Annotated in this window: 16 protein-coding genes and 1 pseudogene; 11 read left to right on the top strand and 6 right to left on the bottom strand. The window is 65.4% G+C overall.

The window, feature by feature from the left end:
* Positions 1 to 116 precede the first annotated feature (116 nt).
* The 3 genes from BLR57_RS02170 to BLR57_RS02180 all read left to right on the top strand — a co-directional run bounded on the left by BLR57_RS02170 (position 117) and on the right by BLR57_RS02180 (position 3073).
* Positions 117 to 1550, top strand: a complete 1434-nt coding sequence (locus BLR57_RS02170) for a dihydrolipoyl dehydrogenase family protein (protein WP_089693694.1) — start codon at positions 117 to 119, stop codon at positions 1548 to 1550.
* Between the two features lie 39 nt (positions 1551 to 1589).
* Positions 1590 to 2123 carry a VIT1/CCC1 transporter family protein gene (locus BLR57_RS02175; RefSeq protein WP_089693697.1) on the top strand — a complete coding sequence of 178 codons (534 nt, stop codon included), beginning with the start codon at positions 1590 to 1592 and terminating at the stop codon, positions 2121 to 2123.
* A 68-nt stretch (positions 2124 to 2191) separates the two neighbouring features.
* Complete coding sequence (locus BLR57_RS02180) at positions 2192 to 3073, top strand: universal stress protein (RefSeq protein WP_089693699.1); 882 nt, start codon at positions 2192 to 2194, stop codon at positions 3071 to 3073.
* A gap of 4 nt (positions 3074 to 3077) precedes the next feature.
* Here BLR57_RS02180 and BLR57_RS02185 read toward each other — a convergent pair whose 3' ends face one another.
* Positions 3078 to 4364, bottom strand: a complete 1287-nt coding sequence (locus tag BLR57_RS02185; RefSeq protein ID WP_089693700.1) for a hemolysin family protein — start codon at positions 4362 to 4364, stop codon at positions 3078 to 3080.
* Between the two features lie 207 nt (positions 4365 to 4571).
* On the opposite strand from BLR57_RS02185, the gene BLR57_RS02190 reads away from it, so the two are divergent.
* Positions 4572 to 5180 (top strand): DUF6663 family protein, encoded by a 609-nt coding sequence (locus BLR57_RS02190; protein ID WP_089693703.1) that lies wholly within the window; start codon positions 4572 to 4574, stop codon positions 5178 to 5180.
* Positions 5181 to 5331: 151 nt separating this feature from the next.
* Here BLR57_RS02190 and BLR57_RS02195 read toward each other — a convergent pair whose 3' ends face one another.
* Complete coding sequence (locus BLR57_RS02195) at positions 5332 to 5949, bottom strand: DUF7344 domain-containing protein (RefSeq protein WP_089693705.1); 618 nt, start codon at positions 5947 to 5949, stop codon at positions 5332 to 5334.
* 449 nt (positions 5950 to 6398) lie between these two features.
* On the opposite strand from BLR57_RS02195, the gene BLR57_RS19585 reads away from it, so the two are divergent.
* Together BLR57_RS19585 and BLR57_RS02205 are read left to right on the top strand one after the other, a co-directional pair.
* Positions 6399 to 8087 carry a P-type ATPase actuator domain-containing protein gene (locus BLR57_RS19585; protein WP_211603145.1) on the top strand — a complete coding sequence of 563 codons (1689 nt, stop codon included), beginning with the start codon at positions 6399 to 6401 and terminating at the stop codon, positions 8085 to 8087.
* A gap of 87 nt (positions 8088 to 8174) precedes the next feature.
* On the top strand, positions 8175 to 9608 hold the full coding sequence (locus BLR57_RS02205) for a short-chain fatty acid transporter (protein ID WP_089693708.1): 1434 nt from the start codon (positions 8175 to 8177) through the stop codon (positions 9606 to 9608).
* An 88-nt stretch (positions 9609 to 9696) separates the two neighbouring features.
* Here the strand turns inward: BLR57_RS02205 and BLR57_RS02210 are convergent, their stop codons facing one another.
* On the bottom strand, positions 9697 to 10092 hold the full coding sequence (locus tag BLR57_RS02210) for a DoxX family protein (RefSeq protein WP_089693710.1): 396 nt from the start codon (positions 10090 to 10092) through the stop codon (positions 9697 to 9699).
* A gap of 86 nt (positions 10093 to 10178) precedes the next feature.
* Between BLR57_RS02210 and BLR57_RS18825 the strand changes: the two genes are divergently transcribed.
* The 3 genes from BLR57_RS18825 (at position 10179) to BLR57_RS02220 (ending at position 11621) form a co-directional block, all read left to right on the top strand.
* Positions 10179 to 10367: a hypothetical protein gene (locus BLR57_RS18825; protein ID WP_139173265.1), complete on the top strand. Its 189-nt coding sequence runs from the start codon at positions 10179 to 10181 to the stop codon at positions 10365 to 10367.
* A gap of 60 nt (positions 10368 to 10427) precedes the next feature.
* Positions 10428 to 11021, top strand: a complete 594-nt coding sequence (locus tag BLR57_RS02215; protein ID WP_089693712.1) for a TetR/AcrR family transcriptional regulator — start codon at positions 10428 to 10430, stop codon at positions 11019 to 11021.
* Between the two features lie 243 nt (positions 11022 to 11264).
* The gene (locus tag BLR57_RS02220; RefSeq protein ID WP_089693714.1) at positions 11265 to 11621 is read left to right on the top strand and encodes an SHOCT domain-containing protein; all 357 of its coding nucleotides are present in this window, start codon (positions 11265 to 11267) and stop codon (positions 11619 to 11621) included.
* Positions 11622 to 11637: 16 nt separating this feature from the next.
* Here the strand turns inward: BLR57_RS02220 and BLR57_RS02225 are convergent.
* A pseudogene (locus tag BLR57_RS02225) lies at positions 11638 to 11808 on the bottom strand (transcription initiation factor IIB); the annotation flags it as partial.
* Between the two features lie 410 nt (positions 11809 to 12218).
* Between BLR57_RS02225 and BLR57_RS02230 the strand changes: the two are divergent.
* On the top strand, positions 12219 to 12455 hold the full coding sequence (locus BLR57_RS02230; protein WP_089693718.1) for a hypothetical protein: 237 nt from the start codon (positions 12219 to 12221) through the stop codon (positions 12453 to 12455).
* Positions 12456 to 12604: 149 nt separating this feature from the next.
* Positions 12605 to 14413, top strand: a complete 1809-nt coding sequence (locus BLR57_RS02235) for an SLC13 family permease (protein ID WP_089693720.1) — start codon at positions 12605 to 12607, stop codon at positions 14411 to 14413.
* A 97-nt stretch (positions 14414 to 14510) separates the two neighbouring features.
* On the opposite strand, the gene BLR57_RS02240 is transcribed toward BLR57_RS02235, so the two are convergent.
* A complete protein-coding gene (locus BLR57_RS02240) occupies positions 14511 to 14939 on the bottom strand; it encodes a DUF7539 family protein (RefSeq protein WP_089693722.1) in 429 nt (142 codons plus the stop codon).
* Between the two features lie 151 nt (positions 14940 to 15090).
* Positions 15091 to 16170, bottom strand: coding sequence for a TrmB family transcriptional regulator (locus BLR57_RS02245; protein ID WP_170830537.1), 1080 nt, complete (start codon positions 16168 to 16170; stop codon positions 15091 to 15093).
* Positions 16171 to 16209: the final 39 nt, after the last annotated feature.

Here is a 16209-nt window from a genome sequence, read left to right on the forward strand (position 1 = left end):
CGGCCCGACGCGACCACGGTCCCTCACCAAGAAACCCCGCAGCGTCTTCCGGTTTTCTGTGCCCTCGACGCCCACCCGACACAACACCTAATCCGCTCGGCTCCGAGGCTCCGACAATGCACGTCGTCATCATCGGTGCCTACGGGAGCGCGGGCGTCGCCGTCGCCGAGTCGCTCACCGACCACGTCGGTCGCGAGATCGACCGGCTGACCCTCGTCGACAACGGCGAGCCCGGCGGCGGGCTCTGTATTCTCAAAGGCTGTATGCCCTCGAAAGAGGTCCTCTCGGCGGCGGCCCACCGGTATCAGGCCCGCCACGACCACCGGCTGGACGGCGAGCCACCCACGATCGACCTCGAAGCGACGGTGGCGACGAAAGACGACCACGTCCTCGGCTTCGCCGAACACCGCCGGGCGGCCGTCCACCGGATGGCGGAGACGGAGGGCGTCGAGTTCCTCCACGGAACGGCAACGTTCGTCGACGACCACACCGTCCGCGTGCGCGACATCGACGGCGAGGCGGGCGAGCGGGAACTCGACGCCGACTACGTCGTCGTCGCCACCGGCTCGTCCGTCCACGTCCCCGACTTGCCCGGCATCGACGACGTCGACTACATGACGAGCGCGGACGTGCTCGACGCGACCGAGTTGCCCGACTCGGGCGTCGTGATGGGCTTCGGCTACGTCGGCATGGAACTCGTCCCCTACCTGAAAGAGGCGGGCGTGTCTGATCTCACTGTCATCGAACACGACGACCGGCCGCTGGACGAGGCCGACCCTGCCTTCGGTGACGAGGCACTCGCCATCTACCGCGAGGAGTTCGGCGTCGAGATTCTGACCAACGCCGCCGAGCAGTCGGTCGAGGAGATGGACGACGGCGGCGTCCGGCTCCGCGTCGAGAAAGACGGCGAGCGCGAGGTCGTCGAGGCCGAGCAGCTCTTTCTCTTCACCGGCCGCCGTCCCACCGTCGACGGACTCGGGCTGGAGAACACGCCGCTGTCGGTCGGAGCGGACTGGGTCGACGACACGATGCAGGCTAGAGATGCGGAGACCGTCTTCGTCGTCGGCGACGTCAACGGCAAGGAACCCATCCTGCACGTCGCAAAGGAGCAGGGCTATCTCGCCGCCGACAACCTGCTGGCCCACGCTCGGGGCGACGCGTCCGAGATGGTCGACTACGAGAACGTCCACCACCACGTCGTCTTCTCGGCGGCGTCGGTCTACCCCTACGCCCGCGTCGGCCACTCGCGGGCCTCCGCCGAGGCGGCGGGGCTGGACTTCGTCGCCGTCTCCCGCGACGCCAGCGACGATGGCGTGTTCAAGACGAAGGCGACGCCGCGGGGGCGGGCGACGCTCGTCGTCGACGCCGACGACGGTACGGTGTTGGGGTATCAGGGGCTGCACTACCACGCCGACGTGATGGCCAAGACGATGCAGGTCGCCGTGGAGCTGGGGCTGGACGTCCACGAGCTGCCCGACCGGGCGTACCATCCGACGACACCGGAGATCCTGGATGGTTTGTTCCGGGCGGCGGCAGAACTCACCCGGTAGGGGAAAACACCGTTGTCGACCGGGGGCGTAGAGGGGGCTATGTTGGAGACGCTGCTCGGTGACGAGGTCCATCCCTCGGGTAAGTATATCGCCGAAGTCATCTACGGCGCGAACGACGGCATCGTGACGACCTTCGCGGTCGTCGCCGGTGTCGCGGGCGCGGCACTCGACCCCACCATCGTCCTCATCCTCGGGGCGGCAAACCTCTTTGCGGACGGCTTCTCGATGGGGATGAGCAACTTCCTCAGCCGACGGTCGGAGGCCGACTACGAGGCCGCACGTGGCAACGAGGTCGACCACGACGGCAAGACGCCGGGGCGGACCGCACTCGTCACCTTCCTCGCGTTCGTCGTCGCCGGGGCACTCCCGCTCGTCCCCTACGTCCTCGTCATCGAACCGCTGTTTCGCGTCTCGATCCTCTTTACCGGCATCGCCTTCTTCGTCGTCGGCGCGAGCCGGAGTTTCGTCACGCGGCGTAGCTGGGTCGTCAACGGCGGCGAGATGTTCGCCGTCGGGATGCTCGCGGCGACCGTCGCGTTCGTCGTCGGCACGTTGTTGAAGGGAATCGCGTGAGCGACGCTCCCAGCCCATCGCCCGTCGTTCGGCGCAAACAGCATGATGGATGAGCGCGTAGTTCCCCCATGACCCGCTCTTTCGACACGCTCGTCCTCGCCACCGACGGTAGCGATGGCGCGACGCTCGCGGCCGACCACGCCGTCTCCCTCGCGGGGGCATTCGATGCGACGCTCCACGTCCTCGGCGTCGTCCCGCCGTACGAAGGCCCGGATAACGGAGAGACGCGCGACCACGTCCACTCGTCGCGACGCCGCCGCGCCGAGGCGTTCGTCGAGACGGTCGCCAACCGCGCTCGCGGCCGCGGTGTCGACGTGGTGAGTGCCGTCGGCTCGGGCGTCGTCCACCGCACGGTTCTCGACTACGCGGAGAGCAACGATGCCGACCTCGTGCTCGTCGGCAGCCACGGTCGGAGCGGGCTGGCCGAGACGCTGTTCGGCAGTACGGCCGCCCGCGTCGTCACGGGCGCGACCGCGCCGGTTCTCGTGGCCGGGGGTCCGCGGACGAAACAGCCCGACTACGAGACGATTCTGCTGCCGACCGACGGCAGTACGGGTGCGGACGCGGCCGTCCGCCACGCCGAGGCGTTGGCGACGGCGTTCGACGCGACGGTCCACGTCCTCTACGTCGTCGACGTGAGCGTGTTCGACCCCGACGTCGTGGTGGACCTCATCGGCGGCTACGAACGGATGGGCGCGCGGGTCACGAGCGAGGTCGGCAGCCGCTTCGAGACCGCAGACATCGAGACGGTGACGGCGGTCCGCCGTGGCCGCCCCGCGCGGACGGTACTGGACTACGCGGCGGAAATCGACGCCGACCTCATCACGATGGGCACGCACGGTGCCAGCGGCCTGGAGTCGCTGCTGCTCGGCAGTACGACAGAGCGAGTCCTGCGGGCGGCCGAGCGGCCGGTCCTGACCGTCCACGCGCGCCCGGCGACCGTCGAGTGAGGAGTTACTCGCTGCCCGTGCCCGGCACGTCTTCTTCGGGCAGCCGCTTCACCCGGACGCGGCTGATACGGTTGCCCTCGGCGCCGTCGACCGTGAGCGAGACGCCCGCGACTTCGACGGTGTCGCCCACGTCGCCGATGCGGCCCAACTTGGTGTTGATGAGTCCCGCGACCGTCTCGAAGTCGCCCTCACGGGGCAGACCGACGTCGAGGAAGTCGTTGATTTCGCCGACGGTCACCTCGCCCTTGACGAGCAGGCCGTCGGACGTCGGGCGGATGAGCCGTTCCTCGCCGACTTCGAATATCTCGCCGACGATCTCTTCGAGGATGTCCTCGATGGTGATGATGCCCTCCATCTCGCCGAACTCGTCGAGGACGATGACCATCGGGACGCGTTTCTCCTGCATCTCGGTGAGCAGGCTGTCGATCTCGCGGCTCTCGGGCACCTGGAGCGTCGGCAGGAGCACGTCGCGGAGGTCCAATCCCTCGCGGGCGGCGCGCTCGACGTCGCGGATGTCGGCGATGCCGAGCATCCGGTCGAGAGCCTTCTCGTAGACCGGGAGGCGCGTCATGCGGTTGGCCGAGCAGATTTCGATGACCTCGTCGAGCGGGGTGTCGACGTCGACGCCGACGACGTTGACGCGGGGCACCATCACCTCGCGGGCGGTGGTCGAACTGAGGTCGAAGACGCCCTGGACCATGTCGCGCTCGGCCTCGTCGATGGCACCGACGCGCTCGCCCGTCGTCAGGAGCGACTCGATCTCCTCGCGGGTGACGTAGGGTCGCTCGATGTCCTGGCCGCCGCCGGTGACGCGGTTGATGCCACGGGAGACGATGTCGAAGAAGCCCACGATGGGATAGAGTGCTTTCTGGATAAGTTCGAGCGGGCGAGCGACTCGCAGTGCCAGGGACTCGCTGTTGGCGACCCCGTAGGACTTCGGCGAGATTTCGCCGAAGACGAGGACGAGTCCGCTCATCAAGACGGTGGAGACGACCGCGCCCGTCGTCGGGTTGAACAGTCGGGCGAGGACCGCGGTGGCGATAGAGGCCATCGCGATGTTGACGATGGTGTTACCGACGAGGATGGTCACGAGCAGCCGGTGGGGGTCCTCGCGGAGGCGACGCAGCGGGGCGACGAGTTTCTCCGGGCCACGCTGGAACAGCGCGTTCAGCCGGTGGCGTTCCAGCGAGAAGATGGCGATCTCGCTCCCCGAGAAGAAGGCACTGCACACGAGTAAGACGACGACAGCTCCCGCGCCGACGAGTGTCGACGCGTCAACGACCTGTACCATGTTTCCCCATTCACCGACCGGGACATAGAACCTTGGTACGCGGTGGGACAGTCCGCGTGGCAGGCGGGTGGCTGCGTCGTCGGCCCAGCCGGTCCCAGCGAGCGTATTGACTGGAGTGACTGCGCGAACGCTCGTGAGACCGACCGAGAAGTCGGGGCGACCCACGAGACCAACCGGCTTAAGAACGTTCCACCGCAACCCGAATCCATGGAACTGACGACGAGCGGCCGGTTCCGCGTCCTCGACAGCCCTCGCGAGCGACCGGAACTCCTCCTCATCGACCTCGAGAGCCTCGACCCGACGTACGTCCGGACCGACGGCTACGACAGTGTTCTCGATGACATCGTCGCCGGACTGCGCCCCGGTTTCGTCGTCGAGGCGACCTTGGCGTGGACCGAGGAGGGAACCCCACGGTTCTCGTCGCTCTCGGTCGACGAGCGCACGCGAATCGAGTTCGTCGACGACGTGACGGGGCTGTTCGAGGCCGCCCGCGAGACGTGGCAGAACGCCGAGGCCGACAACGAGGGCATGAACTCCCGCGTGACGTACGACACCGACGGCGCGGCCAACGGCGTCCTCTACGTCTTCGCCGAACAGCCCGGCGCGCGCGACATCTTCGAGGAGTTCAAGAGCGGCGTCCTGCCGCTGGAGCCGCTCATCGACCGGGTAAACGAGAACAGAGACGACGACGACCAACGCGAGGTGTTCGTGATGCGCCCCGCCGACGACCCGTTCGTCGTGGTCTACATCGTCTTCGCCGCCGACGGGATGCTGGCGAACACCGTCCGCGACACGTACGACTGCCCGCGGGAGTGAGAGCGACCCGTTACAAAACCGGCGTCCGAGCCGTTTGCGGCCGACTTAGCCGTCGATAGCACCGAACCCAAACTGTTCAGGGCGAGGCTGTTTGGTGGCCGAGAACATCGTGTGTGTCATGCACAGCCACTGACTCACGCCTTCACAGCGTTCACTCCTCGACGCGCAGCTCCGGCGGCTTCCCGCTGCTTCCCAGTCGGCGCTTCCGGCTGACGTAGACGTGGACTGCCCCCGAGACGGTGAAGCTCACCGCCATGAACAGCGACCAGGTGACCTGGTCGAAGGTCGTGAAGGGAGCCACGGGCAGCAACTGCGTCGCGAGGAGCACCGACAGCCAGAACGCCCCGAGGATGAGGTAGTAGACGCTCCAGGGGATCTCGCGGCCGGGAACGATGTCGACGTAGATGTCGAAGTCGACCGCCCGCGAGGTCAACTCGACCGTCCCGCTCCGGTCGTCGAAGGAGATGATGCCCGACTTCGCCATCCGCGGGAGATGCGTCTGTTGCAGCGAGTTGTAGACGCTGCGGCGCATCTTGTGGGTGACGCCCTGTAGCTCCACGTCGTTCTCCCAGGCCGTCAGCTGTGCCGAAAGCTCCCGCAGCTCGACCGGTTCGTCGCGCTGAAAGAGGTAGTGCAGCACGTACCGCCGTCGCCGGTTACTCAGGATGTGAAACAGCTCGTCAGTCGAGAGCTCCTCGTCCCCCGAACCGTCACTCTCCGCATCCGCCGCCCCCTCCCCCGCCGCCCGTTGTTCTGTTTGGAGAGACATTGACGTCTGAGATACAGTTCAGCAGTCAACATAAACCCGATACCACCATTGTACGGTACTCGGTCTCGTCGAATCGTTTATCTCGTTCATCGACGGCTGGTGAAAACGGTAGTAAACCGTGTCACCTGGGCCTGAGAGCCGGTTTAACGAGTGATTGTGCTCGTTCTGTGACCCATTACGTGAACGCATGGGGCGGATGAATACGTAGTCCGGGTTCGAGGAGGAGAACAGACACACCATCACGGTCGCTGTCTCCACAACTCTCGACTCAGAACTATGTATCTCCGACCCAGCCGCTCGACCGGACGACCGCCTTCGGACGCCGCCTCTGTCTCCCTCCCGGTTCCGATAGCCGTCTCACGATACGACGTCTCACGACGTGACTGCCGACCCGTAGGAGTGGCCATCCCGACCACGCCCTCGGGTCGAACCCGAGCCTGGAGCGACCTGTGACCGGCGACGTCCGTCGCCGCACGGAGGGGGGCGCGTTCGAGACCGTCGCCGCCGACGAACTCCGCTCGGGCGACGTCGTCTCGGTCGGTGTCGGCGAGCGACTTCCGGTCGATGGCATCGTCCACAGCGGCATCGCCGTCGTCAGCAGCGGTGACACCGAACGGGAGACCGACACGGGTGACCGCCTCCCGGCAGGAACCGTCGTCGTCGCGGGTGCCCTCTTGGTCGAAGTCCGCCCCCGTCGCGCGCTCGTCGCGTGGTTCTTCGGTGGCGTCGCGGCCCTCGCTGCCGCTCTCGCCGCGGCCGTCGTGCCGTTCGTGACCCGCCGGAACGTCCTCGTGGTGCTCGTCGCCGTCGTCGTCCTCGCGGGGACCGGAATCGGCTTCGTCGGCACGCTGTTCGGCGACTCGAACGTGGCCGCGCCCTCGGACGGCCCGACCCAGCAGTCGGCTGGCGGCGGGCTGGACGTCGTGACGTCGCCGTCGTCGACGCCGGAGCCACCCGGGGGCACGACGTCCCAGTCGACGACCGACGGGAGCGACCCTCCGACCGACGACCCCACCGACCCCTCGGCCGACGACCCGACCGGGACGAACGCGAGGACGACCACGCCGATGCCCGACGACCCGGTGACGCTGACGGTCGACGCCGTCGTCGCCGACCCGGTCTCCGTCCAGTCCGCCATGGGTACCGTCGGTCGGGTCGACGGCAGCCTCGACGGCGACCTCCGCTGGACCGGGAGCGTCGACACCGTCACGGTCGAGGTGCATACGTGGAGCGAAGCCGACGGCTGGGCACTCGCCCGTGCGCGAACCGTCGCGGCCGACAGCTCCACGCTCACCCTCGCGGAGGCCTTCGGGACGACCGACCTCGTCTACCTCGACGCCACGCGGTCTGCGGTGTACGACAACTCCCTCGACGGGACCGAAGCGACGCACACCTCGTTCGTCTCGGTTCGAGCCGTCGCCTCCCGCGGCGACACCGCGGTCGCACAGGCCCAACAGACCGTCTCGTACCGGCTCGTCGTCGAGAACACCCGGCGGTCGACGGGTGGCGGTGGGGACCCGACGCCGCCGACCCCCACGCCGTCCACGTCGACGCCGACCACGACGCCATCAACGTCGACGCCATCGACGCCGACCGCGACTCCCACGGCCACCCCGTCCGAGCCGCCCGCGGTGCGTCTGACGCTGGTCTCCGGGGCACCGACCGACCTCTTCACCGGCGACGGTCTCGCGCCCGGCGCGCAGCGACGGTCGAGCATCGTCGTCCGAAACGACGGCAGCGACGCCGGGGTCCTCTCCCTGTCGAACCTGTCGGTCCGAAGCGACGAGAACGGACGGACGGACCCCGAGCGGGCGGTCGACATCACGGGCGACGACCCCGGCGTGGGCGAAGGTGAACTCGCCGACGCGGCCACGGTTCGGGTCTACGCCGTCCGCGACTCGGGCCAGCGGCTCTTCGCCGTCGGCGACGTGGCCACCTTCGTCCCCGCCTCGTCGCTTGACGGCGTGGCCGAACTCGACTTCGGGAGTGTCGGTGCCGGTGAGACCGTCGAGATCCGCGTCGAATACCGGATCGACACGAGCGTCGGCAACGAGATCCAGACGGACTCGGTCGAGGCCGACTTCGAGATACGGCTCAGACAGGCGACGCCGTCGCTGGCGGACGCGCTCTTCTCGTAACCGACGTGTGACCCCGGCGAACCACACGAGTCGGCTGCTACCAATCCGCACTATTTATCATACATAAACGGACAGTCCCGAATACAGATGGCAAACATCGTCCGTCGGATGGCAGAGGGGAGTTCGAAGCTCGTCGAACGCTACTTGCCGGAGGCCTTCCTATTCGCGGTGCTCTTGACGTTCGTCGCCTACGGACTGGCGTTCGCCTTCGTCGAACCGGCTGGAAGTGCGGTCGCCCACGCCGAGGCGATTCTCACGACCGGCTGGTACGGTGGCTTCTGGAATCTGCTCTCCTTTGCGATGCAGATGACGCTCATCCTGATGACCGGCTACGCGCTGGCGCAGACCGACGTCGTCGACGCGCTGCTGGCACGGCTCGCCCGCATTCCGTCGAGTGAGCGGAGTGCGGCCGCGCTCGTCCCCGTCGTCGCCGCCGTCGCCTCCTTCGTCCACTGGGGACTCGGTCTCGTCGTCGGCGGTCTGTTCGCCCGGAAGGTCGCCCAGGAGGTGCGGGGCATCGACTTCCCGGTCATCGTCGCCGGCGCGTACGCCGGCTTCGTCGTCTGGCACGGCGGGCTTGCCGGGTCGATTCCGCTGACGCTCAACTCCACGGGCGACGCCGGCAACTTCCTGCTTGCCAACGGGACGCTCGAAGCGACCATCGGGACGGCCGCGACGATCTTCACGCCGATGAACCTCGTGCTCTTCGCGGTCATCGCGTTCGTCTTCCTGCCGGGACTGTTCGCGCTGATGTACCCCGAGGACGACGACAAGAAGACGCCCATCGACCCCGAGACGGTCGCCACCGACGGCGGTGAGACGGTCTCGGGCGCGACGGTCCACGCGGCCGACGACATGACGCTCGCCGACCGCATCGAACACTCGACACCGCTCGCCGTCGGGACCGGGCTCGTCGGCATCGCCGCGGTCGGTCTCTACTTCGCAAACGGCGTCGCCAACGGCGTCATGCCGTGGAACAACCTCAACCTCAATATCGTCAACTTCGGCTTCCTCTTTCTCGGCCTGACGCTCCACGGGTCGGCCGCGGCCTACATCGACGTGATGAAAGAGGCCGTCGAGAACGTCTGGGGCATCATCATCCAGTTCCCCTTCTACGCGGGCATCATGGGCATCATGGCCTACGCCCCGGAGGGCTCGACCAGTCTCGCGACGCAGATCGCCCAGGGCATGGTGCAGGTCTCGCCGGAGGGCGCGCTCCCCGCCATCGCCTTCCTCACGGCAGGCATCGTCAACGTCTTCGTCCCCAGCGGCGGGGGCGAGTGGGCCGTCATCGGTGAGACGCTCGTCACGGCGGCCGAAGCCAGCGGGACGAGTATCCCGCGGGTCGCGATGGCCGCCGCGTGGGGTGACGCCTGGACGAACATGATTCAGCCCTTCTGGGCGATTCCGCTGCTCGCCATCAGCGGCCTCTCCGTCCGCGACATCATGGGCTACTGCGTGATGGTGCTGCTCGGCACTGGCGCGATTATCCTCGTCGGCGTGACGGTCCTCCCGATGTAGGCGCGGCACTCACGTCACACCGCTTTCTCGCCGAAGCACTCCCCGAGAACCAGCCGTCGCTCTCGGCGACACACCTACTGGCGGTGTGTCAGCGGTACGCCTTCCGGAAGAACGCCAGCGCGGCCCCGAACATCGTGAGGTTGCCGAAGAAGGCCAGCCGTTCGCCGCTCGCGTCCTCCTCGTTCCAGAAGTCGTGCATCGTCGGCGTCACGATCGCGAGAAACGTGACGACTGCGCCCGTTGCGAGCCGCGGGAACCGCCACAGCGCGACGCCGAGACCGCCGAGAAGCATCGTCCCCGACCCGAGCGGGGCCGCCAACTCGGGCAGCGGGACGCCTGCGGATTCGGCGTACTCGACGTTGTCTTCCATGTCGCGGAAGTCTTCCGAGGCTTGCAGGGCGAGACCGAGACCGAACAGGACGCGGCCGAGCGATGCGACGGTCGAACCGGACGCTCTGTCCGTCTCCGTGGAATCGTCTGCCATGTGTTCACACACTCACGGCTGCGACAAGACGGTTCGGGAAGGTGACGGTTTCGTGGCGGCCGACGGAGCCGCCGGGAGGTCGACTTATGCGTTCAGACTCCCAACGGTCGTCCGTGCTCGGCCTCCGGTTCTTCGTCTGTCCGCGCTGTGAGACCGTCTACGCCCTCCCGGAGGAGGAACGGTGCCAGCGATGCGGCGACGTCCACCTCGACGAGATTACACGGACGATGTGGGACGACTCGTCTTTCTTCTCACCGGATGGAAACGACGACTGAGACCGTCGACGCGTCCCCGAGAACACAAGAGTCAAACGAGCCACGCCGCTCCACTCGGGTATGAGTGACCCCGCCGTGTCGGCCGACGAGGAGGTCGTCCACGCCGTCCGACGCGCGCTCGCCAAACACGGCTACGCGCGGTTGACGACGAAGAACGTCGCCGCCGAGAGCGACAAGAGCGAGGCGGGACTGTACTACCACTACGACTCGAAAGACGAGATGGTGGCCGCCTTCCTGGCGTGGTCGACCGGCTGGCTCGCCGCCGAACTCGACGACCTCGACGCGACGGACCCCGAGAGCCGACTCCGCGAGGCCTGCGACCGGCTGTTCGTCACCACCGACGACGAGGAACGCCGCGGCGTCAACGTCGCCGTCATGGAGCTGCTCTCGCACGCTCCGCACAACGAGACGCTCCGCGAGCCGCTCGTCGAACTCGAACGCCACGTCGTCGACACGCTGACCGACATCGTCACCGACGGCGTCGAACAGGGCGTCTTCCGCGACGTCGACCCCCGAGCCACCGCTGCCTTCCTCGTCGCCGCCACCGACGGCTCGACCGGCTTCTATCTCGCCCTCGGTCTCGACGAGTTCGAGCCGCTGCTCCGCGACGGTCTCTCGGCGTACATCGACTCGCTGCTCGTCGACGACGCCTAACGGTTATCGAGTCGTCGACTCCTCGGCTCCGTCGACTCCGCGGTGCCCGTCGCTGGCGACATCGTACCCGCGGACCCGTCGTTCGGTGTGGACGAGGCCGTATTACGTGTGGGACAACCCCGTTTCACTTTGGATTCCAAAGAATCCTCGTTGGAAACCAGAGAGTTCGCAGCGATAACGGAGTTAAACGTAGAGACCGTATCTGTACGTGAGGAAGCTTCGCTTCCCAAGGAGTGAGTTACGATGGCTACGACGACAAACACTACCCAACTGGTCGTGATCGCACTGGCCGCACTAGCCGTGCTCGTCTTCCTGCCCACGCTGTTCATGGGTGGCGGGATGATGGGCTACGGTGGCGGGATGATGGGACCGATGTACGGCACGGACGCACCCGGCTGGATGCTCTTCGTCGGCGCGCTCGGCCAACTGCTGATGCTCGCGCTCCTCGTCGGTCTCGGCTATCTCGGCTACAAGGCACTGACGAACACCGGTGGACGGGCCGACACCGCGATGGAGGAACTCCGCGCCGCGTACGCCCGCGGTGACATCGACGACGACGAGTTCGACCGTCGGAAGGAACGGTTACAGGACGAGACGTGAGACGCGGTCTCGTCCGTCAGAGGCCCATCGCGCGGATCTGTTCTTGATACCGGGCACGGATCGTCACTTCCGCCACCCGTGCGACGGCGGCGACCTCTCGTTGCGTCATCCGTACGTCACAGAGGAGACACGCCGCATAGAGCGCGGCGGCGGCGAATCCCGTCGGTGACTTCCTCGACAACAGACCGGCCGGCTGATGACGATTCCGTCACCGACTCGGTCTCTCGTGAGTGCGAGGAGGATACGATACCGATACCGGTGGTCGATGGTGTCGGTCAGGCTGGGCTGTGCGTGGATGTCTCTCTCGGCGGTGTTTTTCCGGTTCATGGGTGCTGGTGCGGAACACGACGCTATGTGATGCGTACCGCGCGACCGGCGCGCGCAGAGAACAGGAACAGGCCACACGAGTATCCCGTGTCAAGAGCCCTCGTCGACGGGTCGACTCGGGCGAGCGCACAGTGTGAGACTGTGGTCCATAGAGAAACAAGGCTCCGTAGACGGATGTTGTTGGTGGTGAGTCCCCCACCCGACGGCCACTGGAACGCACCGAGTACGCGCCGTACGTTGTGTTATCCCGCTGGGGCACGAACCGAGTGTATGCGACGATACGAGGCAACCTTCGAAATCGACTCAAAGGCGGATGCATACGCGATACACCGAATCCTGGAGCGGGTGTACGACACGGTACGAGAGGAGTCACAGAACGACCGCGTGGGGTCGGACGACGCATCGACGTTGCTCGACGAGTTTCGGACGCTTCGCGATGCGGCGGCGCGGCCTGCGAGTGGCTCCTTGACAATCACGTACGAACGAGACGACGAGTCTGCCCGCTGAGGACATCCGCCGCCAGTGGTCGTCGCAGTCACAGGAGTCAAACCGTAGATACCAGCCCTTTTGCCTCGCCGACACATCACTCACGTATGTCTTTCTCCGCGCCCGCCCTCTCGCTTCAGGGGGTGGCTTCGACTTCTGTGACTGTGGACATGCTCGTCGTCTTCGCAGTCATCCTCCTCGCGCTCGTCCTGTTTGCCACCGAGTGGCTCCCTATCGACGTGACGGCGATTCTGCTGATGGTCCTGCTGATGGTCCTCGAACCGTGGACACAGATTTCACCACGAGAGGGTATCTCGGGGTTCGCCAGCCCCGCGACGATAACCGTCCTCGCGATGCTCATCCTCAGTACGGGCATCAACCGGACCGGTATCGTCCAGAAAATCGGCCAGAAGATGGCCGCGTACGCCGGCTCCGACCAGCGGAAGCAACTCGCGGCGACCATCGGTATCACCGGGCCCATCTCCGGCTTCATCAACAACACGCCCGTCGTCGCGATTCTCGTCCCGGTCATCGCCGACCTCGCCCACGAGGGGAAGACGTCGCCGTCGAAGCTCCTCATGCCGCTGTCGTTCGCCTCGATGATCGGCGGGACGCTCACGCTCATCGGCACGTCGACCAACATCCTCGCGAGCGACATCGCCGCGCAGCTCGGCGAACAGTCACCCGAGCTCGACCTGCAGGCGTTCGGTATGTTCGAGTTCACCCAGCTCGGCATCGTCGTCTTCGCCGTCGGGTCGCTGTACCTCATGACGATTGGCGTGCGGCTGCTCCCCGAACGGGTGCCCGTCGAGGACGACCTCGTCGAGGAGTACGCTCTCCAAGAGTATCTCGCAGACGTCGTGGTTCCGGCGAGTTCGTCGCTGATCGGCCAGACGGTCGGCGAGGCGTTGGGTGACGAAGAGCTGGACATCGACGTGCTCCAACTGATCCGGTACGGCGAGCGGTTCGACGAACCGCTGGCTCGCAAGGAGATTCACGAGAACGACACGCTCCGTGTACGGACGAACCGCGAGACGCTCGAACGGATCATGGACGCGGAGGGACTCACGCTCCTCGGCGGCCCCCAGAGTGAGGAGGACCTCCACGAGGACGACGAGGAGCCGGTGCTCGTCGAGGTCGTCATCCCGTCGGGGTCGTTCCTCGTCGGCGAGACGCTCTCCAGTTCGACCTTTCGGCAGCGCTACGACGCGAACGTCCTCGCGTTCCGGTCACGCGGCGCGGTCGTCCGCGACCGGTTCGAGGACATCCGGATCCGCGTCGGCGACACCCTCCTCGTCCAGGCACCGCCCGACAGCCTCACCCGCCTCGTCCAGAACGAGGACTTCATCGTCGCCCACGAGTTCGACGACGTGAACTACCGCGACGAGAAGATTCCCTTCGCCGTCGCCATCATCGCCGGCGTCGTCGCGCTCCCGGCACTGAACGTCCTCCCCATCGTCGTCTCGGCGCTCGCCGGTGTGGTCGCGATGATCTTCACCGGCGTGCTCAAACCGAACGAACTCTACAAGTCCGTCGAGTGGAACGTCATCTTCCTCCTGGCGGGCGTCATCCCCCTCGGGACGGCCCTCCAACAGACGGGGGCCGCCGCGCTTCTCGGGGACGCTGTCGCCTCGACGGCGACGTTCCTCCCGGTCATCGGGGTTCTGTGGGTGTTCTACATCGCGACCGGGCTCTTGACCAGCGTCATCAGCAACAACGCGAGTGTGGTGTTGATGATCCCCGTCGCCGCGAGTGCCGCACAGTCGGTCGGCGCGAGTGCCTTCGCCTTCGTCCTCGCAGTGACGTTCGCGGCCTCGACGGCGTTCATGACGCCCGTGGGCTATCAGACGAACCTCTTCGTCTACGGCCCCGGCGGCTACACCTTCTCGGACTTCCTCCGCGTCGGTGCCCCGCTACAGCTGCTCCTGTCGGTGGTGACCGTGCTGGGCATCGCGTTCTTCTGGGGCCTTCGAGTGTGAGTCCCGTTCGCACCACGAACCGCACGGGCACCTGACGACGGTGACGTCCCGGTGCACGACTCGGTGAGGCTCCCCCCGAGCAGTTGGCAATCCTCGACTACGTCTGTGTGTGACGGACGAACTCACCGAGGTCCTCTTCGATGAGTGTCGCGACGCGCTCGCTGTATCTCCAGAGTGCTGCGTTGAGTCGTTCTTCGGTCTCGTCGTCGAGTTCGTCGAAGCCACGAAGGACGGAGTCTTTGGTGATCTGAGGGTGGTACACACAGACAACTCCGAGGGAGATATCTGAACTGGAGGTTCCGGCCGTGTGGATTCCGTACTGGTCAGTGCCCCAGACACCATCACCCCCACGTCGCTCGAGTTCAGAATCGAGGCTGTCGAGGAGACGAACTTCTTCCTCGGTGAGGAGCGTCTCGTCACCCTCGAAGAGTTCGGCGTATGCCGCCGTCCGGGCACGATTCGTCCACTCGGCCATGTGTGATCTCGCACGTACCACGAGGTGTCGCTCGTCTGGAAACTCTGCCATGTCTCTCTAGAAGGAGGCCAGACGAATCAACGTTCGTACGGTAAAACAGAACGGCAGGCCTGAGGGCGACATTGTTGCGCAAGGCATGCTGCCGAGTGCTGTTCAGACATTCCAGAAAAGACGGGTCAACAGAGATTTGTGGAGACCTTCTTTATTCGACTCGGAGCGTAACAGAACTTGCTTCGTAGTCTTCCAGGATCGCACTCTGCCCTCCGACACTCACTTCTCCTTCGTCTGTCTCAAGGAACAGACTCGTCTGCAACGTATATTCATTCGTTGCTGGGTCGACGAGTGCCTGACGAACTTGGCTTACCTTTCCAGAAACTATCTCTCCCTCCTTCGTTTCGACGTCTGCCAAGAGATCCGCTCCCGCATTCAAATGGAGCCTGGCCTGGAAGACAGCTTGGCGGAACCAGTCGTACGTTTCCGGGAGCGGGTCCGGGTCGGTGACGAACACTTCGGTCCCGGCTGGCCAGTAAGCGCTGAAGAACATCCCGTGAATCGAACCTGCGAGGTGTTTCTCAGAGACTGCGACACCGTCGCCAACGTCGTGCGTTCCGGATAGCAAGAGAGCGTCACCCACCAAGGCCGATTGGTGGACCGACGGATTCGTCGACTGCGTGTCCGTCGCGAACATGAACAAGATATTCTCGCTCCAACAGCGAACGACGTCCGCAACACCGCTGAACCGCTCTTCTGCTTCCTCGAAGTCCTCAACGTCTTGTACTAACAGAAACACAAGCACGTCTCGTTCTCTCGCAGCCTGAAGCTCTTGTTCGATCTCTGGATAGATGCGTTCTGGAATCGCAACGATGACCTCTCGTTGCGCTTGTGAGATGGCCTCTCGAAGCCGTTTGAGAGCCGTCTCGTGAGATTTCACCATCTTGAGCTCAGGCGTCTGTGGCTTCGTGTCGTTGAATCGGGTTTTCAGAACGGGTGTAATCGAGTCAATTCGACTCGACAACGCAGCCATCGACTCTTCTGGAGGGACTGCACGAATCGTTTTCGGCGAAGCGTGGTCGTTGACACGGACCAAGCCCCGGTCTTCGAGTCGATCAGTGATGGTGTAGACCGCCTGTTGTGAGACGTCGGCCTCTTCCGAAATCGTACTCGTCGTCGCCTCGCCTAAAGACAACAATGCGAGATAGACGTCGATTTCTTTGTCCGAGAATCCGAAGTCGCCCAGCTCCTCTCTGAGCATCGCGTCGTCTTGCTCACCGTGCTGAGACATTATACTGGTAGTTAGGGTTCATTGATTAATTTGATTGTC

The sequence above is a fragment of the Halogranum gelatinilyticum genome (assembly GCF_900103715.1).
Taxonomy (GTDB): Archaea; Halobacteriota; Halobacteria; order Halobacteriales; family Haloferacaceae; genus Halogranum; species Halogranum gelatinilyticum.